Consider the following 24978-nt stretch of genomic DNA (forward strand, 5'->3'; position numbering starts at 1 on the left):
AACACATGGCTTTAATCTCTCATTTTTTTAAGTCAATTTCTTCGCTGTGATTCGGCTTATTTTTCAATATTTAGATTTTATGTGTCTGTGCTGACACATAAAAATATTTAGGTGCCAGCATGGAAATCAAGGTTAATTATCTCGACAATCTTCGACAGGAAGCTAAGTTCGATGACTTTACGGTAATTGCCGATCAACCAATTCGCTACAAGGGTGACGGTTCGGCACCGGGCCCATTTGACTATTTTTTAGCATCGTCAGCATTGTGTGCAGCGTACTTTGTAAAAGTGTATTGTGCAGCTAGAGATATCCCAACCGATAATATTCGTTTATCGCAAAATAATATTGTTGATCCTGAAAACCGCTACAAACAAACCTTTAAAATTCAAATTGAATTACCAGCCGATATTTCAGAGAAAGATCGCCAAGGGATTTTACGTTCGATTGACCGTTGTACCGTTAAAAAAGTGATTCAAACTGGTCCCGAATTTATTATTGAAGAAGTTGAAAGCATCGATGCAGATGCACAAGCATTGTTATTGCCAAGCTTAACTTCAGAAAGCCATACTTTTATTCAAGGTAAAGACCTACCGTTAGAAGAAACGATTGCCAATATGTCAGCTATTTTGGCAAATTTGGGCATGAAGATTGAAATTGCATCTTGGCGTAACATCGTGCCAAATGTATGGTCATTACACATTCGTGATGCACAGTCTCCAATGTGTTTTACCAATGGTAAAGGTGCAACTAAAGAAAGCGCTTTAGCATCTGCATTAGGCGAGTTTATTGAGCGTTTAAACTGTAACTTCTTCTATAACGACCAATTCTGGGGTGAAGAAATTGCCAATGCTGAATTTGTGCATTATCCAGATGAAAAATGGTTTAAACCGGGTCCAAATGGTGAATTACCTAAAGAAATCTTAGATGAATATTGTCTTGAGATTTACAACCCAGATGATGAGTTACTTGGCACACATTTATATGACACCAACTCAGGTAACGTAGAGCGCGGCATTTGCTCGTTACCTTTTGTACGCCAGTCTGACGGTGAAGTTGTATATTTCCCATCAAATTTAATTGAAAACTTGTACTTAAGTAATGGTATGAGTGCAGGCAACACTTTGGCAGAAGCCCAAGTTCAATGTTTGTCAGAAATTTTTGAACGTGCTGTAAAACGTGAAATTTTAGAAGGTGAAATTGCACTTCCAGATGTTCCAGAAGACGTATTAGCAAAATACCCAAGTATTGTTGCTGGTATTAAAGGCTTAGAAGAGCAAGGTTTCCCTGTATTAGTTAAAGATGCATCATTAGGTGGTCAGTTCCCTGTAATGTGTGTAACTTTAATGAACCCGCGCACGGGTGGTGTGTTTGCGTCTTTCGGTGCGCATCCAAGTTTTGAAGTTGCGTTAGAACGTAGTCTGACTGAATTACTTCAAGGCCGTAGTTTTGAAGGCTTAAATGATTTACCTCAACCGACTTTCCAAAGTAATGCGGTTACTGAGCCGAACAACTTTGTTGAGCACTTTATTGACTCAAGCGGTCTGGTATCTTGGCGTTTCTTTAGCTCTAAATCTGACTATGACTTTGTTGAATGGGATTTCTCTGGCGAAGGCGAAGAGTCGAACGCAGAAGAAGCTGCAACATTGTTCGGCATTCTCGAAGAGATGGGCAAAGAAGTGTATATGGCAGTCTATGAGCACTTAGGTGCGACCGCTTGCCGTATTTTAGTACCGGATTACTCAGAAATTTATCTGGTTGAAGATTTGATTTGGGATAATACCAATAAAGCACTTTCATTCCGTGAAGATATTTTAAATCTGCATCGTTTGGATGATGAACAGCTTGAAGCATTGGTTGAGCGTTTAGAAGAATGCGAGCTAGACGACTACACTGAAATCACCACACTCATTGGCATCGAGTTTGATGACAATACAGTTTGGGGACAGCTCACCATCTTAGAGCTGAAATTGCTGATTTATGTTGCTTTACAACAGTTTGAAGAAGCAAAAGAACTCGTCGAAACTTACTTGCAATATAACACCAACACCGTTGAGCGTGGCTTGTTCTACCAGTGCATGAACGTGGTGCTTGAAGTGATGTTAGATGAAGAACTCGAGCTTGAAGACTACTTGACTAATTTCCGCCGTATGTTTGGTGACACGCGAATGGATGCGGTACTAGGTTCTGTAGAGGGTAGTGTTCGTTTCTATGGTTTAACACCAACAAGCATGAAACTAGAAGGACTTGATCGTCATTTACGTCTGATCGAGAGCTATAAAAAATTACATGCAGCACGCGCGAAAGCCGTAGCGATGTAATTTAAAAAGCGAAATAAAAAAAGCCTATTTTAAAAATAGGCTTTTTTTATAAACAACTCGCTAGTTTAAGCAGATGCTTTTGTGATCTCTACGGTTTCTGCCGCTGCTCTATGATCTTGCTGCTCATCCAAAGTGTGTTTAGCCGGAATATAAGACATTGCACGTTCTGCTAAAGCTGTAATGGTTAAACTTGGGTTAACGCCTAAATTGGCACCTAGCATTGAACCATCTACAACATATAAGTTTTTATAGTTAAAAACGTGATTTTTTCCATCGACTACACCTTGTTCTGGGCTCGACGCAATGGCACAGCCACCCATACAGTGCGCTGTAAAAGGTACATTAAACAAAATTTCGGTAATGGTTGTTATGGGATGTCCATTAAACATTTTGGCAACTTTTTCGGTAAAGACATTGGCTTGTGGAATATAAACAGGTAGCTTTTTGCCTTCGCTAGATAATACTTTGCCAAAAGGCCAAAACCAGTTGCGTTTCAGGCGCATGTTAATTGAGGCATCAGCCGTTTGCATCACCAGAAAAATCAAGGTTTGTCGTGCAAAACCAACAGGATTACTCATGCGTAGAAATATGAGTGGGTGGCTAATGAGTACCCATAACCAATAAAAAATACGGGTCCAACCTGGTTTGCCTTTTGCCATGTAGGTACACATCAGTCCCATGGCATCTGAACCACTTTGATAGCGAGTTGCCTCAATATGAGTGTCATGATCAATATAGATACTTGAACCGATGGCAACACCCTTACTCATATCGACATCTTTATCAAAGAAACGAACGCCCAAAATAGACTCTGCATTGGTACGAACCCGATTACCCAAGTCATCGGAAATATTTGGTAGAGAACCAGACTGTTTTAAGCGGAACAACATCTCTTGGGTGCCCAAAGAAGATGCCGAGAAAATGACGTTTCGAACACGCCAAGTACGACGTTGTTTGTTAAACCATGAGCTTGAGCATTCAGTCGTAACTTCATAGCCATCGCTACCATCGACTTTACCATTGAGGGGCTTAACATCAACAACTTTAGTTTCTTCGTAAACCTTGGCACCATTTTTTTCGGCAAAGTACAAATAGTTTTTATCTAAGGTATTTTTTGCATTGTGTTTGCAACCAGTCATACAACCGCCACAAGCGGTACATGTTCCTCGGTCTGGACCTTCGCCATTAAAATATGGGTCAGGATAGGTCTTGCCACCTTGTTCACCTTCGGGCGGAAAGAACGTCGCAACACGTGTCGGTTTAAATGTGTGTCCAACACCAACTGCATCGCCCATTTTTTTTAGCATATGGTCGGCAGGACCAAAGATTTTATTATCCGTCACCCCAAGCATACGTTCTGCTTCAGCATAGTGCTGTGGCATCTCATTTTTCCAGTCAGCCGCGTCTGCCCATGTACCTTCATCCCAGATATGTTCAGGTGGAACGAGTAAAGTGTTTGCATAAGTAATAGAGCCACCGCCTACGGCATTCCCACAAATAATGGTGACATGGCGAAAAAAACGCATGTTGAAATAGCCAAAAAGCTTCATGCCCGGACGCCAAATCCAGCGGCGGGAGTTCCAGTTATTTTTCGCAAAATCTTCGGCTTTCCAGCGACGCCCCATTTCCATTACGGCTACAGAATAGCCCTTTTCAGTTAGACGGCAGGCAGAAACACTACCACCAAAGCCTGAACCAATAATGAGGTAATCATAGTCATAATTGTTTGTTGCCATGCCGAGGGCTCCTGTCTAGTGATATTTTTTATATTGACTGCGTATGTTTATCAATGAATTGTCCAATGCGCTCAATCGAGTCATCGGATTCTTTTAGTATACCTGCATGAAATTGAAAAACGTGTCCGACTTGGTCATAAACCTTTAAGTTCGTCGGAATACCGTACTTTTCAGTTTGTTCGGCAAGGCGTTTTGCATCGTCTAATAAAACTTCTTCGGTGCCGACATGAATCAGAACCGGTGGTAATCCAGTTAAGTCTGCATAGAGTGGAGAGCAGCTCGGATCGATAGTGGATTTTTGTCCGCAATAGTTTTTTGCACACCAAGCTAACCAATCTTCGGACAACATCGCATCTTGAGCAGTATGTGTTTTCATCGTGCTTCCAGAAAGACTCAAGTCAACCCAAGGTGAAAGTAAAACTAATGCCGCTGGTAACGGTAACCCTGCATCTTGAATAGCAATTGCTGTGCTTAAACTCAGTCCACCACCTGCAGAATCCCCGGCGATCACGAGTTTGTTCGGGTCTTGTCCTTGAGCAAGTAAAGCTTTATAAACTGCAATTACATCTTCAATAGCAGCAGGGCTTGCGTGCTCTGGGGCTAGGCGATATTCAGGTAACCAGACTTGTGCTTGAGCTGCATGTCCGATTTGAGCAGCAAGCTTAGTGTGACTTTTTGAGCTACCCACCACATAACCACCGCCATGTAAATACAAGATGCCGAGTCCTGATTGAGTCGTTTTGGGCTGAATATGGACTGTCAGTACTTGAGCTATCGTTTGCTTTTTTGTTTTATAGCCACGTGGTCCAAGCACAATTGCACTGGCTGCATCGCTACAAAAACGCTGTAGCTTTAGTGGCGTTTTTGGGGATAAAGCTGGACGTAGCGTGGTACGGATGGTCCATGCAAGAAGCTGCTTCATAATAAGGACTCAGACTAAGCCTAATGTCAGTCAGCATCTCTTAAAATAAAGAGTATGCTGACCACTATTTTTATTTTGCTGATTTGTTGAGTAGGCGAGTTTGTAAGGTAGTCGCAGTTGCAAAAATCTTTTGATAACCCTGTGGAAGAATACGTTGAATCACATCAACGGCTTTCGCATCGGCTCCAATCAGTAAACGGCGACGGTCCTTACGAACAGCTTCTAAAATTTGTTGAGCGGCCTCGTCAGCAGGGGTGCGAAGTAATTTATCGAAAGCATCTTGGCTCTTTAGCGGATCCATTCCTAAAGACTGGACGCTATTATTCATGCGCGCAGCTTTGGCAATATTGGTACGAATACCACCGGGATGCACACAAGTCGCACTCACTCCTGCATTTTGTAAATCGAGTTCTTGGCGCAATGATTCAGTAAAGCCACGAACGGCAAATTTACTGGCGTTATAAGCACTTTGAGTTGGCTGAGCTGTTAAACCAAACATACTAGAAATATTAATAATGTGCCCATCACCACTTTGCTTTAAATAAGGCAAAAATTCTTTGGTACCATAAACCACACCCCAAAAATTAATCCCAATCAGCCATTCAAGATCTTCATAGCTCACACCTTCAGCCGTACTACCAATGGCTACACCCGCATTATTAAAAATTAGGTTAACTTGGCCATGTTCATCTACAACTGTTTTTGCCCAATCTGAAATCTCATCACGCTTAGCCACATCGACTTTTTGAGTGGTGACTTTGACAGAATAGGGCGCCAACAGCTCGACAGTTTTAGCTAAGCCAGTTTCGCTCACATCAGAAAGAGCAAGATGGCAGCCTTGTTTGGCGAGTGCAATGGCAAGTGCTTGTCCAATACCAGAACCAGCACCTGTAATAGCAGCAACTTTGTTTTTAAAAGACTTCATAAAATTCTCCGTTTATTTTTCTCATTTCCTATGATGAAGCTTGTTTAAGAAATAACTGAAACCTGCGTGTAGTTTTCAATATCAAAACGACGAGTACGTTGACGATATTCAAGGGTAAAACCTGGCCAGTTATTGGTATTTTTGCCATCCGCAGTCTGATACCAACTGGTACAACCTTGTGCCCAGACGGTTTTTTTCATTTTTTCTTGAATGCTTTGATTAAACTCATGCTGAACTTCTGCACGAACATTGGTGAATAGAAGCTTGTTTTGTAGGGTTGTCTGGATGGCATCTAAAATATAATTCACTTGGCTTTCAATCATATACACAATTGAGTTGTGCCCAAGATTGGTGTTTGGACCATAAAGCATAAAGAAGTTTGGAAAGCCGCTCACAGTTAAACCGAGATAAGCTTCTGCACCACCTTTCCATGTGTCTTTTAAGGTGCGGCCATCAAGACCTGTAATTTGCATTGGCGCCATAAATTCCGTTGCGGCAAAGCCTGTACCATAAATAATGGTATCGACTTCACGCAGATTTCCTTCCGTATCTAAAATACCGTTTTCGGTAATTTCTTGAATGCCGGTATTAATGACGTCTACGTGAGGCTGAGTGAGCGCTTCATACCAATGATTAGAAATTAAAATGCGTTTACAACCAATTGGGTAATCTGGCATTAAGCGGTGGCGCAACTTCCCATCTTTAATGACTTTACGGATATGACGCTGAAATAAATATTCCACCAAAGGCATTTCATTTAAAGAAGTGGTAAAGGCCAGCAAACGAATTTCATGGTGCCCATATTGCAAGGCACGGTCCAGACTTTGCAAAATCGGAAGTTTACGGAAAGCCTTTTTCTCTAAAGGTTGGTAAACCCGATCTGGCTTTGGAATCACGTAAGGTGCTGAGCGTTGATAAACGTCTAGATGTGCCACTTGTTTAGTAATTTCGGGTACGAACTGAATTGCGCTTGCGCCTGTACCGATCACTGCAACACGTTTGCTGGTTAAATCATAGTCATGATCCCAACGAGCTGAGTGGAATGCCTTACCTTTAAAGTTTTCAATACCTTTAAGTTTTGGATAGGCAGGGCGGTTGAGTTGGCCTACCGCGCCCACTAAGAATTCAGCTTCAAACTGTTCACCAGTCGTACTTTGGATGTGCCATACACCTTGTTGGGCATCAAATTCTGCACTGGCTATTTCAGTGTTAAATTGAACATGCGGACGAATGTCATATTTATCCGCGCAGTGGCGTAAATATTGATAAATCTCTTGAGATGTTCCGTAACGGTTCTTCCAACCTAACTCTTGTTCAAAAGAAAAAGAATAAAGATGAGAAGGCACATCACAGGCAGCACCCGGATAAGTGTTATCACGCCAGACACCACCAACATCGGCAGCTTTTTCAAATAGGGTAAATTGTTCAAAACCTGCTTGTTTGAGACGAATGGCTAAACCTAAGCCACCGAAACCAGTACCTATAATAGCGATACGTACATTTTTATTTGAATTAGTCGACGAATTAAACATAGGCTGCTCTAAAATCCTTAAAAACAGTGAGCGAAACAATCGCAATTTCCTGTATGCAGAATAGACGTTTATTTGCTTGATTTAGAGGATGGATGAGGACAAAATATTGTGATTCGAGGACATTCTGAGCAATACAGTGAAGTATGCATGGGCTTTTGAACGCAGTGTACATAGTGTTCGGTTAATGGCTGATTTTGCGGTGGAATCAGGCATTTCTTATCAGACGATTTTAAAAGGGACTGGGCTTAGCCAACAACAATTACTTGATCCTAATATGGTGGTGACAGGCCATCAGGAATTACAGCTGATTCAGAACCTAGTTGAGCAATTGGGAAACAGGCCCACATTAGGCTTAGAAGTAGGCACACGCTATCATTTCACAACATTTGGGCCATTAGGCATGGCCCTGATGAGCAGTGCCAGCATTCGCGAGGCACTTGATTTAGCCTTAACCTATTTCTCACTTACTTTTGCGTTTACCCGGTTTTTAGTTTCAGATACCAATGAAGGTACTCTTATTGAAATTGACGATGAAGGCATCCCATCTTTGGTTAGGCAATTTATTATTGAACGTGATGCAGCCGCTTTAATTACGGTACAACGCGATCTAGTCCAAGATAATTTTTGCCAATATTTAGCTTTTTCTTTTGAACCCGCAGGTAATTTAGAAGCTTACCAAAACTTATTTGGGGTGATGCCTGAATTTGGTTCTAGCAAAAGTTTTGTTCTGCTTGATGCACAGAAAATTAATCAAAAGCTGCAAATGGCAAATGAGCTGGTGCTACATACAGCCGAAGAACAATGTCGACAAATTTTAGATAAACGTCAAGTCCAAAAGAAATTTATTAATCTAGTACAACAGCAATTGATGACTGTGCGAGGTGAAATGCCATCGATGGAAATGGTTGCCGATCGGTTGCATTTAAATGCGCGGACCCTACGCCGTCATTTGGCATCAGAAGGAATGACCTTTATTCAAATACGCGAAGAAGTCAGGCAAGTTTTAGCTGAGCAATATTTGGCATTACCAAAAGCTTCGGTTGAGCAGATTGCCGAGTGGCTAGGCTATGCAGAACCTGCCAGTTTTATTCATGCCTATAAAAGATGGCATGGGAAAACACCTCATGCCATGCGTTTAGTACAAAAATAAAAAAGATGAAGGGGGCTTTTACTTTCCCTTCATCTAAAGAGTGGTTTATTTAATAAAGCTCAGCTGTTTGCTAATTTTTTCTAAAATCGGGGCTTTCTTGGCTTGAAATTCAACTTTGTTTTGTTGAATCAGGTTGTTGCCTTTAGTATCGATAGAAATAATGAGCGGACCAAATTCTCTCACTCGATTTATCCAAAGCGTTTCTGGCATACCTAAATCCTGCCATTCAGCGCCTTCAATCTCTTCAACTAAGGTTGCTGCGAGTACTGCGCACCCACCTGGGAAAATCGCATGAACGGCAATATTTTCCTGACATCCAGCAGCTGTTTCTGGTCCCATGCCACCTTTACCTACAATAAGCTTTACGCCAGTTTGCTTGATAAATTCCCGTTCGAATTTCTCCATCCGCATACTAGTTGTTGGGCCAATCGAAACCATCTCGAAGTCATTTTCACCTTTTTTGCGCACAATAGGGCCAGCATGAAAAATCGCTCCGCCTTCAAGATTAACTGGCAGTTCACGACCTTGTTCGATCAGTCTGCGATGGGCAACGTCACGACAAGTCACTAAACGGCCAGTCAAATAAACGACATCACCGACTTTAAGGTCTAAAAGATCTTCATCTTTAATAGGAGTTGTTAGAATTTTTTTCATAGTACAACTCCTTCATGAGACAAGATTTCATACGACATATCTGGATTAATCTTAATTTTACCACGGCGATGTGCCCAGCAACCTGTATTTACGGCAACTCCAATGGTTGATGGATGGCGTGCAGAAGATTCAATATTGACACCCATCACACTGTTATTCCCTGTGAGTCCCTGCGGGCCAATACCAATTTCATTAAGACCTTGTTCTAACAGTTGCTCCATCAAGGCTGCGCGTGGGTTATCACTTGTTGAGTCAACCGGACGCATAATGGCGAGTTTAGAAAGACGAGCTGCGGTTTCAACCGAAGTTGATACGCCAACACCAACCAGTAACGGTGGACAGGCATTTACACCGCGTTCGGTAATAACATCCATCACAAATTCAGCAACACCTTCATAGCCTTGACCTGGCATTAAAACTTTTGCTGCACCCGGTAGGGTACAACCACCACCAGCCATATAGACATCAATGGTACAAGTGTCGAGTTCAGGCACAATACGCCAGTCTAACCATGGAATTTGAGTACCTGTATTGGTGCCCGTATTTTTTTCATCGAAGGTTTCAACAGCGTTGTGACGTAAAGGACCTATGCGAGTTGCTTCAGCAGTTGCTTCGCTCAAAATATCTTGAAGTTCACCAAGCAAAGGGAAGTTAGCACCTGCTTCAACGAAATATTGAATGACACCCGTATCTTGGCAGCTTGGGCGGTTGAGTTTATCGGCAGCTTGCTGATTTTCTTCCATCGAGTCATAAACTGATTTAGCAAGAGGATTGGTTTCTAAAGTACGCAGTTCAATTAACTTGCTTTTCACATCTTTAGGTAGGCGTTTTCCAATATAAGCCGTAAATTTGGCCATGGTGTCCGTAAGGGACTGGACTGCAATATCTTTGTCCATGTTGTGCTCCTTGAAGAAACTTGTTCAGATCTAATTGATGTAAATAGGGTTAGTGGGTGGCTTTGGCAGTGTTTACTTTCACTTTTTGGGAGAAGCTCAGCACTAGTGTCAGTAAGGTCGAGATAATGAGTAGGCCTGCCACAAAATAGAGTCCACCTGTGAAGTCTCCAGTTTGATCTTTAATCCAGCCGATCATGGCAGGGCCTGCAAACCCGCCTAAATTTCCGATTGAGTTAATCGTGGCAATGCCTGCTGCTGCGGCTGATCCTGACAAGAACATGGTTGGCATGCTCCATAGCGGTGGCTTTGCACAGCTAATACCGACATTCACAATGGTAAGTGCTGCAATTAATCCAATGACATTGTGTGTGCCTGCTGCAATTGCGAGACCAACCGCTGCGGTTAAACACGCGAGAGCAACATGCCATGTACGTTCATTGGTGCGGTCAGAGTGTCGAGACCATAAAACCATGGCAATGACAGAAATGATTGGTGGAATGGCATTTAAAAGCCCGACAGTCATAGACGTTACGCCAAGCTGTTTAATAATTTGTGGTGCCCAGATGCCGAGGGTATAAAGCCCAGCCGACGTTCCGAAATAAATCAATGCAAGGGCAAGTACTCTTGGGTTGGCAAGGCCGCGAAGAATGCTGTGATGCTGATGAGCATTTTTTCCGACATCTTCTTCCTTCATGGTTTTTACAAGCCATTCGCGTTCATCCTGTTTTAACCAAGTGGCTTGTTCAGGGTGGTCAGTCATATATTTAAAAACGACAACGCCTAAGATGAGTGCTGGTATTGCTTCAATAATGAACATCCATTGCCAGCCAGCGAGTCCCCAAATTCCATGCATTTCAAGTAACGCGGCAGAGATTGGTGAACCAACTGCTGTGGCAATTGGGGCGGCTGCCATAAATAAAGCAATCACACCAGCGCGATGGCGTGCAGGAAACCAGTAAGTTAAGTACAAAATAATACCCGGAAAGAAACCCGCTTCGGCAACACCGAGTAAAAATCGCATAACGTAAAAGCTGGTTGAGCTTTCTACAAATGCCATTCCAGCTGCAATCAGACCCCAAGTCACCATGACTCGAGCGATCCAGATACGGGCACCGACTTTATGCAAAATAATGTTGGATGGGACTTCAAATAAAAAATAGCCCAAAAAGAAAATTCCAGCACCAAACCCGAGAACTGAGGCGGTAAAGCCTAGATCTTCTTTCATGGTGAGTGCTGCAAAGCCAATATTGACGCGGTCGATATAGGCTACAAGGTATAACAACATAATAAACGGTACGATTCTCCACGTGATTCGACGTAACGTTCGCTTTTCAATATCCATTTCCATGTCATGACTCCATATTCATGACTACCAATCCTGATTGGTAGTTTTCGCTTTCTTTACCGCTATTCATTCGGCTAGATGGCTTTTCCCCGTTCATCCACAGCATTCCTTCTGCGGACGTTTTTATGCTCTTAAACAAGAGGCGACTTATGTCGGGAAACAATGAAATGGATGTTAAACCCTTTAAAAAACTGATGAATCGATATAAAGTTAAATCACTATTGCAAAAAACTTAATAATCATGAACGCAGATACGGAATTAGCTTTCTTTTGTTTATTGGTTAAACAAGGAAGTCTTGTAGCGACGGCACGAGAGTTAAACTTGACCCCACCTGCGGTTTCCAGACGTTTAACTCAACTTGAAGAGCGTTTAGGAGTAAGGCTTTTAAATAGAACAACACGCCGAATTAGCTTAACCAGTGAGGGGGAGGTTTATTTTGAAAATGCGGTTCGTATTTTAAAAGAGATCGATGAAATGGAGCGTTTGGTTTCAAGTAGTCGGGCAGCGCCCAAAGGGGTCTTGCGTGTGAATGCTCCTTTAGGCTTTGGTCGTTCTTATATTGCGCCAGCGATTTCTACATTTGCTAAAATCTATCCTGATGTCGATGTCCAACTGCATTTAACTGATCGCCCCATTAATCTGCCAGATGAAGCCATTGATGTATCAATCCGCTTTGGTGAAATACCCGATTCACGTCTAATTGCCAAAAAATTGGCAGCCAACCGCCGTTTATTATGTGCATCACCTAGCTATTTAAAAATGGCAGGGCAACCGCTCACTCCCCATGATTTAACGCAGCATCAGTGCATTGTGATTCGGCAAAATGATTCTGCTTATGGTAATTGGCGGTTAAGTCATGGCAAACAAGTTGAAACTGTTAAAGTTCATGGGCAACTGAGCACCAATGATGGGGCAGTCGCATTAAATTGGGCTTTAGAAGGCTATGGAATTTTGATGCGAGCAGAATGGGACGTAGCAAAATATTTAAGAAGTGGCAGATTGGTTCAAGTGCTTGAGGATTATGAAACACCACCAGCAGATGTCTATGCGGTGTATTTAGAGAGACTGAATCTATCACCTAAAGTCGCGCACTTTTTAGATCATTTGCGCCAATTTTTAAATCAGCATGTCGATGGGCCAGAGCCGCGTTCAAGTTGGTAACAATACTAACCTTAATTATAAAAAGCCAACTTAAAGTCTAAGTTGGCTTTCAACATTATTTTTTATTTAAACGCAAATGCAGTAAACGCGTTGCCGAGGTGTGGCGAATCTCATCAATTCGTGCATTAAAATAACGTTCAGTAATGGCTTCACCTGATAAGTCTTCGACTACTTCAAATCCCATCTGCTCCACGGCGTGATGTAAATCTATTGGTTTAAATTGACCTAGTAAAGGCTCTTTCAACAAATGGGTAAACTGAGCAACGCCCATACTTCCAAGTCTCTCAATACCATTTAATTCCTGAAAATCGGTTGAATAGTCGAGTACCACTTCACTACCGTTTGCAGCAAATTCGGCAATACTTTTTAAAGTTTCCAAGGTCGTTTGCGGGTTTAAATAGTGCGTTGTACCTAACCATGAGAAAAATGCAGGAGCAGATGAATCATAGACACTTCTGGTCAGAGCTTCTGAAATAGACTCTTTTTCAAAATTAATTGCGACAAACTCAACGGTAGTAGGAATATTTCCTAACTTTTTTAGCTTGGCTTGTTTGGCCGCTTGAGTATCAGGATGGTCCACTTCAAAAATTTTCAAAGTAGGGTAATGCTGTGATTCGCGTAGTGCGAAAGAGTCTAGGCCAGCACCCACTAATACATACTGTTGAGTGTTTTTCTGAACTGCTAGATCAAGTAAATCTTCGGCATAACGAGAGCGTCCGACCACTTGCCCAGTAAGTAAACCTAAAGTGCGGTTTAAAACTGCAGAATTCATGACTTTAACAATCAGTGGGTTAGAGAGCAGTTTTTTCCAGCCCTTACTGGTTAGTTCAAAAGCATAAGGATCTGAAAATACAGGGTTCTTTATATTTTGAAAATGATTGGCCCGTAATGCAGCAGCAGCTTCGGCGGTACGACTTGATTGACCTTCTTTCATCTTTATCCTGTTTTTTTACTTCTTGAAGATATTCAACGAAGAAGGCAGTGTATTTCATGAAAACCTAAAATACACTGCCTCTTTCTTACAACGGATTTGATCGAAATTACAAATTAGTGAGTCTTTGTTGTTTGGTACGTCACTTCATAATCTTTCAAATCTACTTTTTTCAAACGTTGTTTAAGTTTTTTCAGTGACCATGGCCATGCAGCAAAGTTACGCCCGTTGGCATCAAGGTAGTAACTCTTACAGCCGCCGCTATTAAATACCGTTGTTTGTAAGTGTTTTTGTACCAAGTCATTGTGCTTCTTAATCACATCAGGCTTAACATTTAATTTGCTAATTCCTTTGTTTTTAATTTTCAATAAGCCATCTACGATATAGTCGAGCTGCGCTTCTGCCAAACCAATGAAAGAGTCATAGACCAGTACGTTAGGCCCCAAAACTAAAAATGCATTTGGTACATTTTCAATGTTGGTGCCTAAGTAAGCCTCTGGTGAACTATTTTTCCAGAGATCTTGTAAACATTGACCTTTTTCATTGTGAACACGTTTACCAATGGGTGGGTGGGATACTTCAAAGCCTGTACCCCAAATAATCACATCAACTTCGTGGCGTTCACCATTCGCAGCAACCACCGTATTGCCTTCAACTTTAACCAACCCATGAGGGATTAGGGTCGTGTTTGGTGCTTGTAGCGCAGGGTAGTAATTGTTAGCAAACAAAATACGTTTACAGCCAATATCAAAGTTTGGCGTGACATTTTTACGTAGCACTGGGTCATTAATTTGCAATTTAAGTAATTGCTTACCCAATACATTGACTGGTTTGAGTGCGAGTGGATTACGTAAACCAAAGTTAATCGCATTCAGCGTTAACGCTACACTTTTACGCCAGCTCGCCTGAATAGACGGATATTTAGCAATCACTGATTTACTAAATTCGCCCAAGTCTGTATCCGGTTTTGGTAATACCCAAGGCGCTGTACGTTGAAATACAAAAAGCTCTTTCACTTTTGGTTGAATTTGTGGCACAAACTGAATAGCAGATGCACCAGTACCAATCACGGCAATGCGTTTACCTGTCAAATCATAATCATGGTTCCATTTAGCTGAATGGAACATCTCGCCTTTAAATGTTTCTAAGCCTTCAAGACGTGGAATTTGAGCTTCAGTAATTGGACCTGTCGCAAAAATAACGGTTTTAGACAAATATTGACCAGTACTTGTATCAAGTACCCACAGATGACGTGAGTCATCCCATGCTGCGTTGAGCAGTTCGCTATTAAACTCGATTTTAGACGTAACATTAAACTCGTTACTCACATCTTCCAGATAACTTAAGATTTCTGGTTGGCGCGCAAATAAATGGCTCCATTTTGCACTTGGTGCAAATGAGTAAGAATAAAGAGCAGATGGTACATCACAGCCACAACCTGGGTAGGTATTTTCACGCCATGTTCCACCAACACGACCAGCTTTCTCAATAATTTTATAATTGGTATAACCAACTTGATCTAGGCGAATGGCAGCAGCAATACCTGAAATACCAGCACCCACAATAAAAGTATCGAAAATATGGCTTGGTGATTTGACAGCTTTTTTTGCTGAAGCATTTGTTTTCATTTGAGCAGTCATATGTGTACTACCTATAAATTTCTTATTTAAATAATTTGTACGAGGTGCCAAGGAACTTGGTATACAAGCTTGGTGATGCACGTTTCATAAGCCAGAATAACTTCGCATCAATTTGAGGAATCGTATAAAGCTCATCTTGATCAAGGCGATTAAGTGTTAATCTTGCGACATCATCACTTGTGGTGAGGGCATAGTTCATGAGTGCATGGTCTGCAAGCTTTGAATAGCGTCCTGGAATTCGACCATTTTTAATGATATTGGTTGGAACCAGTGTCGGGCAGAGTACATTCACTTTAATATTGAATTTGTGCAGTTCGGCAGAAAGCGTTTCTGAAAGCGCACGCACACCCGCTTTAGTCACATTATAAGCGGTCATTTCTGGTGCAGCTGTATACGATGCGGCAGAAGCAACATTAATAATTGCGCCGTAACCTAACTTTTTAAACTTTGGCACAAATGCATGGCATCCATGAATAACACCCCAAAGGTTAATATTCATGACCCAGTTCCAGTCTTCTAGGCTCAATTCATCAAACTTACCGCCTAAACCTACACCTGCATTATTAATGAGTAGGGTTACAGGGTGTTGCATTAAAATTTCAGCTTTTTCAGCTAGATTTGCCACCTGTTCTGGATTGCCAACATCACAGCGCATGGCAAAGGCTTTTGCACCTTCTTGTTCAAGAAGTTTTACGGTTTCTTCAGCAGCTTCCAGATTAATATCTGCACACACTACGCTGCCACCACGTTTTGCCAGTTCAATTGCAAAACTTCGACCAATCCCGCTGCCTGCACCCGTCACTACGGCATAAGCTTTTTGGCTTGGTTTAACTTTCTTTTTGCCAAATAAAATCATGATTCATCCATAAATAGCTTGAAGAGATACCAGCTATCTTCTTGATAGCTGGTCATAGAGGACGATTAAGACACGCGTACTGGTGGAGTAAATTCTTTAACAAAGAAAGGTGCAATCGCGCCGCCTTCGTTCAGTAATTTCTTTTTGTAATACTCAAGATATTCAGTTGTATCATGATCATTTGGGTGAAAGTCTGGACGTAAATAGTCAAGAATTTGACCAATTGTGCTGCCAAAAACACCATCTTTCGGTCCAAAAATTAGACCAACGCCACGGCGAGCATCTTTCCAGAATTTTAAAGTCAACATCTCTTGTGGCTTTCTTAACACAGGCACAAATAAAGTAGTCGCAGGGATTAAGCCTAAAATGGTAAATAAAGCGAGGAAGAAACCAGATGCGCGCAGTGGATAGCTGCCATTTAAGATTTGATAAACATCGTAGGCAATATCTTTATGCTCAGATTCTTCAAGCATATGCCACATCCACAACGCACGGCTCTTCTCATCATCTGAATAATAGAAATTCTTTTCATGCTTCATCATGTATTCAGCAAGTACCGCAGTAAAATGCTCAATACCTGCCATCATTGATAATTTGAGTGGCTGTGGAAACTTTAAAAATACATATTTAAAGAAGTTCGAACCAAGAAAGCGATATAGCGCAACAGGATATTCTGCATCTTGCAGCGCATCGTTATATTCATTGTGCAATTTTGAATGAATTGCTTCTTGGCCAATCAGTGATGTAACACGCTGCTTTAATATCGGATCTTTAATAAACTCACGGTGATGGCGAGCGGTTTCAATGACCAGATCTTCACCATAGGTTAAAAAGACCGAAAGCGTGGCAAAAAACAAAGTAGCAAACTGATTGTCCATATAGAATCTGACATCAATTTCCTTTCCATCAAAACCAATATTTAAATGTCGGATTGGAATTGAGCTTTTGCTAGAAAAATCCGGTAACTCAATTTCACGCTGAAATTTAAGTTTGTTGAATGATTTTTTAACTGCGGTCGAGATCATGGCGACACCCTGAGGCAAAGTAGTGGTGCATTTTGATGAAAATTAATAAACTCAATGATCAACAAAGCACTGTAAATTCCATTTTCAAAAACAGATAATTCTCTGCATTGACTACGGTGTTGTTGCTCCGTTATTTGTTTGATTATTTGGCTGAATAACGGAAAGAAGAGTCGTTCCTGACTAGAGTCGATTAATGACTCTTCTTTAATTTTTTCATATTAATCTGACTTTATGTTCGGATTCAATTCGGGTAAATTTTTAAATATAGAAAGGTATTTTATAGAAATGTTGTTTAGTAGAAATTTTAATTAATTTAACATTATATATTTGATAAATAATAAATAAATTTGAAATATATGTTTTAAATACAATAAATAAAAAACCACTTGGAGCGACGTTTTTAACTATGCTTTTCTGAATTTTTTAACTAAGTTTGACAACTATTCGGATTTTGTTTTTTTATTTCTATAGCATCAGATTACATGCTAATCTGAATTTATGTTCGGATTATTGATTAGATCGTATGACTACACGGAAACCTCGTCAAACTCGAGCCAAAGTTACTGTGGATACTATTATTGAAGCTGGTTTTATTGGGGTGGCGCTGCATGGGCCTAGTGGAACCACGACACGTCATATTGCAGAAATTGCAGGAGTGAGTGTCGGATCTTTATATGAATATTTTAAAAATAAAGAAGAAATTTATGATGCGATGAATCACTACTTTGTTCGGGAAATTCTGGACATGATTACAGAGCTTACGCCGACTATTTTACAGCTGGAGTTAGAACCTGTCATTGAAATGATTTTTTATACTTTTAGTGATTTATTAAAGAAAAATAATGACCGCTATTTGACTGTTTTACGGTATGCAGGCGAGTTACAGTACGATAAATACATTCCCAAAATTGAACAGGCTTTAATGGAAGTCATCATGAAATATATGATGCACAATCCAAAATATCTCAAAATCAATAATTTACCTGTAATTACCTATATTTGTATCAATAGTGGAATTTTTAATGTCGCACGGCATCTTATTTTGCCAAATCCTTATATTAGTTTTGATGAAATGGTGCAGGGGTTAACGACCATGATCATGAGTTATATCAATACAGAGATGGCACGTTCAGAAGAACATTGAGCTGAGTTAGAATTTTATAAGTCCAATCAACAATAAAAAAGCCCCCGCATAAATTTTATGCGAGGGCTTAGTTGCATTATGGCATGGTTGGAACTTCTTCAGGACGCATATCGAAAATCAAAATTTCGGCGTTATCACCATTGGTAAACGATAAGCTTCCGCCTTCACGAATACGTGCAGCATCGCCAGTGTTAAATGTTTTACCATTTACATCAACGCGACCTTTAGCGACGTGTAGGTAAACATATCGACCCTCAGGAATCACAAATTCAGCAGTTTCTTCACCATCAAAAAGACCTGAGTAAATATTAATGTCTTGTTTGATAGACAAAGTTTTCTCGCCACCTTTGGGTGAGATGATCAAATGCAATTTACCGCGTTTGTCTGCTTCATCAATATGAACTTGTTGATAGCCTGGATCTGTATTTACTTCATTTGGAACGACCCAAATTTGCAAGAAATGAACGCCTTCTTGAGCTGAATGGTTAAATTCACTATGGGCAACACCGCGACCTGCACTCATCAACTGAATGTCACCAGGCACAATCACAGAACCTGTACCCATCGAGTCTTTATGCTCTAACGCCCCTTCAAGTACGTAGGAAATAATTTCCATATTGCGGTGAGGGTGAGTACCAAAGCCTTTAGATGGAGCAACGTTATCATCATTAATTACAAGTAGATCCGAAAAACCGACTTGTTTTGGGTCCCAATAATTAGCAAATGAAAAGCTATGTTTTGATTGTAACCAACCATGATGTGCTGCACCACGCTCGTGAGATAAACGCATATCAAACATGATGTATTCTCCTGATTTAATTTTTTCTCTGAGTACATTTTATCGTAGCGTTTATTGTAATAAAGCTCTGAAAATGGAAAGCTTAGTACGATTTATAGAACGATAAAATGAAAAACTATGTGTTAAATAAGAAAAAGGTTCTTTTAGTTAAAATTGAAGTTTTATTTTTTAAAATAGAGATGAAATACGGGAAATGGCTAGGTAGCTAAATAATTTTAAATAGAACAGTTCAAAGAAAAATAGAGCTTTTTATTCTATTTATTCGTTAAAAAATTTAGATATATTTCAAGCAATATACTCATTTGTCTACAATGTGTATTTAAATGAACTTAATAATGAAAATGGATAAAAAGCTAATATTAAAAATAACTAAATAGAAACTATTTTAAAATAAAGTGACTTTTCAATGGAAAAGTTTTGTATTTATCAAAAAATGTAATTGAATATCTTAAATCACCTTTTTTTTCAAATATTTGAGTGAGAGTGTGTTATTGTAAATAAATGTGAAAATATTCACAAAGCTAAATTTTTTTGTTAAGATCATTAACATTAAAAACATAGAGATAATAATAATGATCAATAAAGTATTAATAGTGTTGTGTGTGGGTATTGTCTTTGTATTAGGATACTGGGCTTATTTAGATACTCAAAATAAAAGACATCAAGAACTCATGCAGATCATTCAAGAAGCAGAAAGAAATCTACAAAGTATCGAACGCAATCCAAATCATGCTCATCACAGCAATTTAGCTTCTTATAATATGCAAGAATATATCGGCGAGAAAAAAATTATTTTCTAACAATATTGGATGAGAAATTTCTAACTTTCACTTTGTCATTGGTCATATCTTTTCATAAATTTTAATCATGTTTCTGTTGAATCTGTTAAACTTATTGAACGTATAGTAAAAAAGCTGCATAGGGGTTATGCAGCTTTTTTGTGTTTCAAGAGGGGCCGTGGTTATTTCCTGTGTATGAACTAGAAACCAGGTGAGTGGCATATTTGTTGCTTCTTTTATTTGTGATTCTTGTTTATAGACCTGAACAGAAAAACAATATTGTTCAGTTATCTACATAGAAGTAAATATTCCACAGTTCAGATTTTGCATAGAGGCTACTTATGGCGGCGCCCAATTCTTCGGCAGGCTGGTTAGAGCGTTTATTTAAGTTAAGCGACAATAAAACCACTTTCCGAACTGAAGTTCTTGCTGGTGTAACTACATTTCTAACGATGTGTTACATCATTATTGTCAATCCACTCATTTTATCTGAAACCGGCATGGATCATGGTGCCGTATTCGTTGCGACCTGTTTGGCAGCAGCAATCGGATGTTTAGTGATGGGGATCATTGCAAATTATCCAATCGCACTGGCCCCTGGTATGGGTTTAAACGCTTACTTTACCTACTCGGTTTGTATGGGGATGGGCGTGCCATGGCAAACAGCTTTAGCGGCTGTTTTTGTTTCAGGCCTTGTTTTTCTTGCAATTAGCTTCTTTAAAATTCGTGAAGCGATTGTCAATGCAATCCCAATGTCGCTTAAATTTGCCATTGGTGGGGGTATCGGCTTATTCCTCGCACTTGTTGCTTTAAAAAATGCTGGCATTATTGTTGCCAATCAAGCAACCCTAGTGGGCTTAGGTGATATCAAGCAACCTACAGTATTGTTAGCGTTATTTGGATTTTTAATGATTGTGGTTTTACACCATTTAAAAGTTCGAGGCGCAATCATTATTAGTATTTTGGTTGTTACCGCAATTGCTACTGTTTTAGGCTTGAACGAGTTTAAGGGTGTTGTTGGAGAAATTCCATCAATTGCCCCAACCTTTATGCAAATGGACTTTGAAGGTCTATTTACTGCAAGCATGATAGGCGTCATTTTCGTATTCTTTATTGTCGACTTGTTTGATAGTACGGGTACTTTAGTTGGGGTTTCACATCGCGCCGGTCTTTTAAAAGATGGTAAATTACCACGTTTGAAAAAGGCATTATTTGCAGACTCTACTGCAATTGTTGCGGGTGCTGCATTAGGTACATCTTCAACTACGCCATATATTGAATCAGCTTCAGGTGTAGCAGCAGGTGGACGTACTGGTTTAACTGCCGTTGTGGTTGCAGTTTTATTTATCTGCTGTTTATTTTTAGCACCTCTTGCTCAATCTGTACCAGGTTTTGCAACAGCACCAGCTTTATTGTTCATCGGTGTGTTGATGATTCAAGGGATCACTCACATCGATTGGGATGATATTACAGAAGCGGTTCCAGCCTTTTTAACGATTGTATTTATGCCATTTGCCTATTCAATTGCTGATGGTATTGCAATGGGCTTTATTAGCTATGCATTAGTTAAATTATTCACAGGTAAGGCAAAAACAGTACCGTACATGGTATGGATTATTGCTGCACTTTGGGTATTTAAATTTATCGCGTTTGGCGGTTAATATGATTTTTTATAATTTTCTTCTTGAGCTGTCTTAGACACAGTTTTTAATAAGAAGAAAATTATAGAAGGGTGTGATTTTGACCACACCCTTTTTTCTTTAGACGTGGAGTTAATATGAATCAAGTCGAGCTGATTCGCGCCTTACCAAAAGCCGAATTGCATGTACATATTGAAGGGACTTTTGAACCTGAATTAATGTTTGCAATTGCCCAGCGCAATCAGATTCAGATTCCTTACAAATCTGTTGAAGAAGTAAAGCAAGCTTATAACTTTCATAATCTTCAATCATTTTTAGATATTTACTATGCTGGTGCAAATGTTCTTGTACATGAACAAGACTTTTATGATTTAGCATGGGCCTATTTTGAGAAATGCGCCGAAGATCATGTTGTTCACACAGAAATGTTCTTCGACCCGCAAACCCACACTGATCGTGGTGTTGCATTCTCAACAGTGATTGGTGGTTTAAAGCGTGCGTGTGCAGATGCCAAAGCTAAGTTTGGTATTAGTTCTCAATTGATTATGTGTTTCTTACGCCATTTAAGTGAAGAAGCTGCATTTGAAACACTTGAGCAGGCTTTACCATTTAAGCAAGACATTATTGCTGTAGGGCTCGATTCAAGTGAAGTGGGCCATCCACCAGCTAAATTTGAACGTGTTTTTGCTAAAGCACGTGAAGAGGGCTTCTTGATCGTTGCTCATGCTGGTGAAGAAGGTCCACCTGAATATGTCTGGGAAGCTTTAGATTTGCTTAAAGTGAACCGTATTGACCATGGTGTGCGTTCTGAAGAAGATGAACAATTAATGGCGCGTTTAATTAATGAAAAAATGCCTTTAACTGTTTGTCCTTTAAGTAACTTAAAGCTATGTGTTGTTAAGGATATGAAAGATCACAATATCCGTCGTTTACTGCAAAAAGGCGTAAACGTAACAGTTAACTCAGATGATCCTTCATATTTCGGTGGATATATGAATGACAACTTCTTTGCAATTCAGCAGGCACTAGATCTAAGCAATGATGAGCTGAAACAGCTAGCTGTGAACTCATTTGAAGCTTCTTTCATTTCTGATGAAGAAAAACAGAAGTGGATTGCAGAAATTCAAAAAATCTAAATAAAAAAACCGCCTATCTCAGGCGGTTTTTTTATGTGCAATTACTTAGGTTGTTTGGTCATACTATTTAAAATATTGTCTTTATCAACAAAGTGGTGTTTTAACGCTGCAAGTACATGTCCAACAATGAGAAAACCTGCAAACCAAGAAATATAAATATGTAAAGGTTTAACAACAGCTAAAAGCTCTGGGTTATCTTGTACTAAACGCGGAATTTCAAATAAATATAAAACAGGGGCAGGGTGACCAGCGCTCCAGCTAAATAAACAACCAGTGACAGGTAAAGCCACTAAAATCACATAAAGTAATAGATGACCAATGTGAGCTAGAGTTTTCATCATTGGAGACATGCTGTCAGGTAATTTTGGAGCTGGATGTGTATAGCGCCATAAAATCCGGACAATCACCAAAAAGATAATGGTTGTTGCAATATTCTTATGTAACGTAATGACATCGCCTTTAAAGCTGCCATCAACGTCATAACTTAAAAAATTTCCGCTATAAAAGCCAATAGCCCATGCTGTGATGAAAATGATTGCCATCACCCAATGCAGGATTTGTGCGGTACGGGTGTAATACTGAGATGAAACAGCAGGCATAAAAGACCCTATTTTTTTGTCGTTTTGATTTTTAATTTTATGGGAAAGCACTAATTTTGAGAAATATTTTAAATGTAACAGAGCGTGCTAAAAACAGAACGTTTAAGAAAAAATGCATTTGATGAGCCGAGTTTTGCTGGGGAAAATAGATTGCATAAATGCATCAAATTATTTGTTTCTTCTAAAGTCGAGTTTAGGCACAATACGCGCTGCCAACGTTCAATCAAAGGAAAAAATGATGAAAAAATTGATGCTCGCTCTAGCGCCAGTTGTTTTAGCTTTAACAGCATGTGCAACGACTACAGGTACGGGTACTGGGGCTACTTCTGCACAATCTACAACTCAACAGTTGGGTGTTGCTGCATTAAAAGTTGCTGTAAATGCAAAATGTATTACAGAGATTAATAATGTTGGCGCTTGGAAGACAGCAACAAAGCTTATGACTGCTGAGCAACGTGACAGCATTCAAACTAATGTTTGTGGTTGTGTAAGCGAGAAGGCACCAAATAGCGTGACAGCAGTAGAATTGGCAGCGGCTGCATTTGATGTAAATGCACGTGCTACAATTGTAAACCAAGTGGTTTCAAAAACTGTAAATGAGTGTGTGGCAGAAGCTTTACAAAAGTAATTAATAATTTTTGTATTAAAGAAGGCTGATTATATTGATCAGCCTCTTTTGTTTAAAGGTAGAGATTTGATGTTTATTGCTGGTGTAGATGAGGCAGGACGGGGGCCTTTAGTAGGTTCAGTTGTGGCAGCGGCTGTTATTTTAGATCCTAATAACCCAATTTTAGGGTTGAATGATTCTAAAAAATTAACTGAAAAGAAACGTGAAAAGTTGTTTATTGAAATACAAGAAAAAGCCTTAGCTTGGTCCATTGCAGAAGCAACGCATGGCGAAATTGATCAATTAAATATTTTACAAGCGACTTTTTTAGCAATGCAGCGTGCAGTTGAAGGCTTAAAAACTCAGCCGCAAAAAGTAATTGTAGATGGTAATCAAATTCCAAAAGGAATCATTATTCCTTGTGAAGCGATTATTGGGGGAGATGCAAGTCATGCTGAAATTAGTGCTGCTAGTATTTTAGCAAAGGTTACGCGGGACCGACAAATGGTGGAATTAGATCAGCAATATCCACTATTTGGTTTTGCCAAGCATAAAGGATATCCAACTAAAGCGCACTTTGAAGCTATTGCTGCACATGGAGTGATTGATCAACATCGCCGTAGTTATGCGCCTGTTAAACGTGCTTTAGGCTTATAAATACATCGACCTAAAAAATTTAAAGCGACTAGAAAGTCGCTTTAATTAGGGAGAGAACAACTTCATACTAACGATTGAAGTTTTTCTGTGCATAATTTTCATCTTCAAATGTAACTTGATAATCTTGATCAAGGTGTTGAAGATGTTCATGCATTGCACGTTCGTGTTGAATACGTTGGTAAATTTCTTCACGATGAACAGAAACCTCTTTTGGTGCATTTACACCAATACGAACTTGGTTTCCTTTGACGCCAAGCACAGTAACACTGACTTGATCCCCAATCATTAACGTTTCCCCGACACGGCGGGTCAGAATCAGCATGTTTATCTCCTTGCTAAACGCTTAAAACTGCAATAGTAATACCCAAATAAAAGCTCAACCTCAGTTTTCAGTCAGATTCTAACAGAAATATGAGAACAAAGTCATATTTTGATAATCTCTGCTAAAAAACTTTCCCTTTAATATAACAGAGCCGCTATAAAAAAAACTATAGCGGCTCTGTGTTTTATTTGATTATTGTCGGA

Annotated in this window: 23 protein-coding genes; 9 read left to right on the forward strand and 14 right to left on the reverse strand. The window is 39.9% G+C overall.

Annotation, left to right across the window (positions count from 1 at the left end; translation table 11 throughout):
* Window positions 1–119 precede the first annotated feature (119 nt).
* On the forward strand, window positions 120–2318 hold the full coding sequence (locus ACINWC141_RS02970; RefSeq protein WP_009387734.1) for an OsmC domain/YcaO domain-containing protein: 2199 nt from the start codon (window positions 120–122) through the stop codon (window positions 2316–2318).
* Between the two features lie 65 nt (window positions 2319–2383).
* Here the strand turns inward: ACINWC141_RS02970 and choxAB are convergent, their stop codons facing one another.
* The 4 genes from choxAB to ACINWC141_RS02990 form a co-directional block, all read right to left on the reverse strand.
* A complete protein-coding gene (gene choxAB / locus ACINWC141_RS02975; protein WP_009387773.1) occupies window positions 2384–4054 on the reverse strand; it encodes a cholesterol oxidase in 1671 nt (556 codons plus the stop codon).
* Window positions 4055–4082: 28 nt separating this feature from the next.
* Window positions 4083–4976: an alpha/beta hydrolase gene (locus ACINWC141_RS02980; protein ID WP_009387749.1), complete on the reverse strand. Its 894-nt coding sequence runs from the start codon at window positions 4974–4976 to the stop codon at window positions 4083–4085.
* Between the two features lie 70 nt (window positions 4977–5046).
* Window positions 5047–5901, reverse strand: coding sequence for an SDR family NAD(P)-dependent oxidoreductase (locus ACINWC141_RS02985; protein WP_009387768.1), 855 nt, complete (start codon window positions 5899–5901; stop codon window positions 5047–5049).
* A gap of 44 nt (window positions 5902–5945) precedes the next feature.
* Window positions 5946–7433 (reverse strand): flavin-containing monooxygenase, encoded by a 1488-nt coding sequence (locus tag ACINWC141_RS02990; protein WP_009387777.1) that lies wholly within the window; start codon window positions 7431–7433, stop codon window positions 5946–5948.
* A 136-nt stretch (window positions 7434–7569) separates the two neighbouring features.
* On the opposite strand from ACINWC141_RS02990, the gene ACINWC141_RS02995 reads away from it, so the two are divergent.
* Window positions 7570–8583 carry an AraC family transcriptional regulator gene (locus ACINWC141_RS02995; protein ID WP_009387823.1) on the forward strand — a complete coding sequence of 338 codons (1014 nt, stop codon included), beginning with the start codon at window positions 7570–7572 and terminating at the stop codon, window positions 8581–8583.
* Window positions 8584–8628: 45 nt separating this feature from the next.
* Here the strand turns inward: ACINWC141_RS02995 and ttdB are convergent, their stop codons facing one another.
* The 3 genes from ttdB to ACINWC141_RS03010 are packed head-to-tail and all read right to left on the reverse strand — an operon-like array spanning window position 8629 to window position 11481.
* Complete coding sequence (ttdB, locus tag ACINWC141_RS03000; protein ID WP_000722967.1) at window positions 8629–9237, reverse strand: L(+)-tartrate dehydratase subunit beta; 609 nt, start codon at window positions 9235–9237, stop codon at window positions 8629–8631.
* Window positions 9234–10133, reverse strand: a complete 900-nt coding sequence (gene ttdA / locus ACINWC141_RS03005; protein WP_002163154.1) for a L(+)-tartrate dehydratase subunit alpha — start codon at window positions 10131–10133, stop codon at window positions 9234–9236. Before ttdA ends, ttdB begins: the two co-directional genes overlap by 4 nt.
* Window positions 10134–10182: 49 nt before the next feature.
* Entirely contained in the window at window positions 10183–11481 is a 1299-nt protein-coding gene (locus ACINWC141_RS03010) for an MFS transporter (RefSeq protein WP_009387788.1), read from the reverse strand.
* 238 nt (window positions 11482–11719) lie between these two features.
* Between ACINWC141_RS03010 and ACINWC141_RS03015 the strand changes: the two genes are divergently transcribed.
* Window positions 11720–12640 carry a LysR family transcriptional regulator gene (locus ACINWC141_RS03015; RefSeq protein WP_013198512.1) on the forward strand — a complete coding sequence of 307 codons (921 nt, stop codon included), beginning with the start codon at window positions 11720–11722 and terminating at the stop codon, window positions 12638–12640.
* Window positions 12641–12695: 55 nt separating this feature from the next.
* Here the strand turns inward: ACINWC141_RS03015 and ACINWC141_RS03020 are convergent, their stop codons facing one another.
* The 4 genes from ACINWC141_RS03020 to ACINWC141_RS03035 form a co-directional block, all read right to left on the reverse strand.
* Window positions 12696–13574, reverse strand: a complete 879-nt coding sequence (locus ACINWC141_RS03020; protein ID WP_009387721.1) for a class I SAM-dependent methyltransferase — start codon at window positions 13572–13574, stop codon at window positions 12696–12698.
* Window positions 13575–13687: 113 nt separating this feature from the next.
* A complete protein-coding gene (locus ACINWC141_RS03025) occupies window positions 13688–15211 on the reverse strand; it encodes a flavin-containing monooxygenase (protein ID WP_009387766.1) in 1524 nt (507 codons plus the stop codon).
* Between the two features lie 22 nt (window positions 15212–15233).
* A complete protein-coding gene (locus tag ACINWC141_RS03030) occupies window positions 15234–16067 on the reverse strand; it encodes an SDR family NAD(P)-dependent oxidoreductase (RefSeq protein WP_009387781.1) in 834 nt (277 codons plus the stop codon).
* A gap of 65 nt (window positions 16068–16132) precedes the next feature.
* Window positions 16133–17092 carry a metal-dependent hydrolase gene (locus ACINWC141_RS03035; RefSeq protein WP_009387765.1) on the reverse strand — a complete coding sequence of 320 codons (960 nt, stop codon included), beginning with the start codon at window positions 17090–17092 and terminating at the stop codon, window positions 16133–16135.
* 523 nt (window positions 17093–17615) lie between these two features.
* On the opposite strand from ACINWC141_RS03035, the gene ACINWC141_RS03040 reads away from it, so the two are divergent.
* Complete coding sequence (locus ACINWC141_RS03040) at window positions 17616–18236, forward strand: TetR/AcrR family transcriptional regulator (RefSeq protein ID WP_009387753.1); 621 nt, start codon at window positions 17616–17618, stop codon at window positions 18234–18236.
* 76 nt (window positions 18237–18312) lie between these two features.
* Here ACINWC141_RS03040 and ACINWC141_RS03045 read toward each other — a convergent pair whose 3' ends face one another.
* On the reverse strand, window positions 18313–19035 hold the full coding sequence (locus ACINWC141_RS03045) for a pirin family protein (protein ID WP_009387780.1): 723 nt from the start codon (window positions 19033–19035) through the stop codon (window positions 18313–18315).
* A gap of 572 nt (window positions 19036–19607) precedes the next feature.
* On the opposite strand from ACINWC141_RS03045, the gene ACINWC141_RS03050 reads away from it, so the two are divergent.
* The 3 genes from ACINWC141_RS03050 (at window position 19608) to ACINWC141_RS03060 (ending at window position 22590) form a co-directional block, all read left to right on the forward strand.
* Window positions 19608–19835: a hypothetical protein gene (locus ACINWC141_RS03050; RefSeq protein WP_009387797.1), complete on the forward strand. Its 228-nt coding sequence runs from the start codon at window positions 19608–19610 to the stop codon at window positions 19833–19835.
* A gap of 320 nt (window positions 19836–20155) precedes the next feature.
* Window positions 20156–21475, forward strand: a complete 1320-nt coding sequence (locus ACINWC141_RS03055) for an NCS2 family permease (protein ID WP_009387763.1) — start codon at window positions 20156–20158, stop codon at window positions 21473–21475.
* 116 nt (window positions 21476–21591) lie between these two features.
* Window positions 21592–22590: an adenosine deaminase gene (locus ACINWC141_RS03060; RefSeq protein WP_009387762.1), complete on the forward strand. Its 999-nt coding sequence runs from the start codon at window positions 21592–21594 to the stop codon at window positions 22588–22590.
* A 41-nt stretch (window positions 22591–22631) separates the two neighbouring features.
* On the opposite strand, the gene ACINWC141_RS03065 is transcribed toward ACINWC141_RS03060, so the two are convergent.
* Window positions 22632–23189 (reverse strand): cytochrome b, encoded by a 558-nt coding sequence (locus tag ACINWC141_RS03065; RefSeq protein WP_009387791.1) that lies wholly within the window; start codon window positions 23187–23189, stop codon window positions 22632–22634.
* Window positions 23190–23427: 238 nt separating this feature from the next.
* Between ACINWC141_RS03065 and ACINWC141_RS03070 the strand changes: the two genes are divergently transcribed.
* Window positions 23428–23817, forward strand: coding sequence for a hypothetical protein (locus tag ACINWC141_RS03070; protein ID WP_009387799.1), 390 nt, complete (start codon window positions 23428–23430; stop codon window positions 23815–23817).
* Window positions 23818–23886: 69 nt separating this feature from the next.
* Entirely contained in the window at window positions 23887–24453 is a 567-nt protein-coding gene (gene rnhB / locus ACINWC141_RS03075) for a ribonuclease HII (RefSeq protein WP_009387830.1), read from the forward strand.
* A 67-nt stretch (window positions 24454–24520) separates the two neighbouring features.
* On the opposite strand, the gene csrA is transcribed toward rnhB, so the two are convergent.
* On the reverse strand, window positions 24521–24775 hold the full coding sequence (gene csrA / locus ACINWC141_RS03080; protein WP_009387775.1) for a carbon storage regulator CsrA: 255 nt from the start codon (window positions 24773–24775) through the stop codon (window positions 24521–24523).
* Window positions 24776–24978: the final 203 nt, after the last annotated feature.

The sequence above is a fragment of the Acinetobacter sp. WC-141 genome, assembly GCF_000313935.1.
GTDB lineage: Bacteria > Pseudomonadota > Gammaproteobacteria > Pseudomonadales > Moraxellaceae > Acinetobacter.

Excerpts from the sequence above, each read along its gene's own strand:
- ACINWC141_RS03055 (WP_009387763.1), top strand. The coding sequence starts at position 20,156 with ATGGCGGCGCCCAATTCTTCGGCAGGCTGGTTAGAGCGTTTATTTAAG.
- ACINWC141_RS02990 (WP_009387777.1), bottom strand. The coding sequence starts at position 7,433 with ATGTTTAATTCGTCGACTAATTCAAATAAAAATGTACGTATCGCTATT.
- ACINWC141_RS02970 (WP_009387734.1), top strand. The coding sequence starts at position 120 with ATGGAAATCAAGGTTAATTATCTCGACAATCTTCGACAGGAAGCTAAG.
- ACINWC141_RS03015 (WP_013198512.1), top strand. The coding sequence starts at position 11,720 with ATGAACGCAGATACGGAATTAGCTTTCTTTTGTTTATTGGTTAAACAA.
- ACINWC141_RS03050 (WP_009387797.1), top strand. The coding sequence starts at position 19,608 with ATGATCAATAAAGTATTAATAGTGTTGTGTGTGGGTATTGTCTTTGTA.
- ttdB (WP_000722967.1), bottom strand. The coding sequence starts at position 9,237 with ATGAAAAAAATTCTAACAACTCCTATTAAAGATGAAGATCTTTTAGAC.
- ACINWC141_RS03030 (WP_009387781.1), bottom strand. The coding sequence starts at position 16,067 with ATGATTTTATTTGGCAAAAAGAAAGTTAAACCAAGCCAAAAAGCTTAT.
- ACINWC141_RS03060 (WP_009387762.1), top strand. The coding sequence starts at position 21,592 with ATGAATCAAGTCGAGCTGATTCGCGCCTTACCAAAAGCCGAATTGCAT.
- ACINWC141_RS03070 (WP_009387799.1), top strand. The coding sequence starts at position 23,428 with ATGAAAAAATTGATGCTCGCTCTAGCGCCAGTTGTTTTAGCTTTAACA.
- ACINWC141_RS03025 (WP_009387766.1), bottom strand. The coding sequence starts at position 15,211 with ATGACTGCTCAAATGAAAACAAATGCTTCAGCAAAAAAAGCTGTCAAA.
- ACINWC141_RS03010 (WP_009387788.1), bottom strand. The coding sequence starts at position 11,481 with ATGGAAATGGATATTGAAAAGCGAACGTTACGTCGAATCACGTGGAGA.
- ACINWC141_RS03065 (WP_009387791.1), bottom strand. The coding sequence starts at position 23,189 with ATGCCTGCTGTTTCATCTCAGTATTACACCCGTACCGCACAAATCCTG.
- ACINWC141_RS03045 (WP_009387780.1), bottom strand. The coding sequence starts at position 19,035 with ATGTTTGATATGCGTTTATCTCACGAGCGTGGTGCAGCACATCATGGT.
- ACINWC141_RS02980 (WP_009387749.1), bottom strand. The coding sequence starts at position 4,976 with ATGAAGCAGCTTCTTGCATGGACCATCCGTACCACGCTACGTCCAGCT.
- rnhB (WP_009387830.1), top strand. The coding sequence starts at position 23,887 with ATGTTTATTGCTGGTGTAGATGAGGCAGGACGGGGGCCTTTAGTAGGT.
- ACINWC141_RS03040 (WP_009387753.1), top strand. The coding sequence starts at position 17,616 with ATGACTACACGGAAACCTCGTCAAACTCGAGCCAAAGTTACTGTGGAT.
- ACINWC141_RS02985 (WP_009387768.1), bottom strand. The coding sequence starts at position 5,901 with ATGAAGTCTTTTAAAAACAAAGTTGCTGCTATTACAGGTGCTGGTTCT.
- choxAB (WP_009387773.1), bottom strand. The coding sequence starts at position 4,054 with ATGGCAACAAACAATTATGACTATGATTACCTCATTATTGGTTCAGGC.
- ACINWC141_RS03020 (WP_009387721.1), bottom strand. The coding sequence starts at position 13,574 with ATGAAAGAAGGTCAATCAAGTCGTACCGCCGAAGCTGCTGCTGCATTA.
- csrA (WP_009387775.1), bottom strand. The coding sequence starts at position 24,775 with ATGCTGATTCTGACCCGCCGTGTCGGGGAAACGTTAATGATTGGGGAT.
- ACINWC141_RS03035 (WP_009387765.1), bottom strand. The coding sequence starts at position 17,092 with ATGATCTCGACCGCAGTTAAAAAATCATTCAACAAACTTAAATTTCAG.
- ttdA (WP_002163154.1), bottom strand. The coding sequence starts at position 10,133 with ATGGACAAAGATATTGCAGTCCAGTCCCTTACGGACACCATGGCCAAA.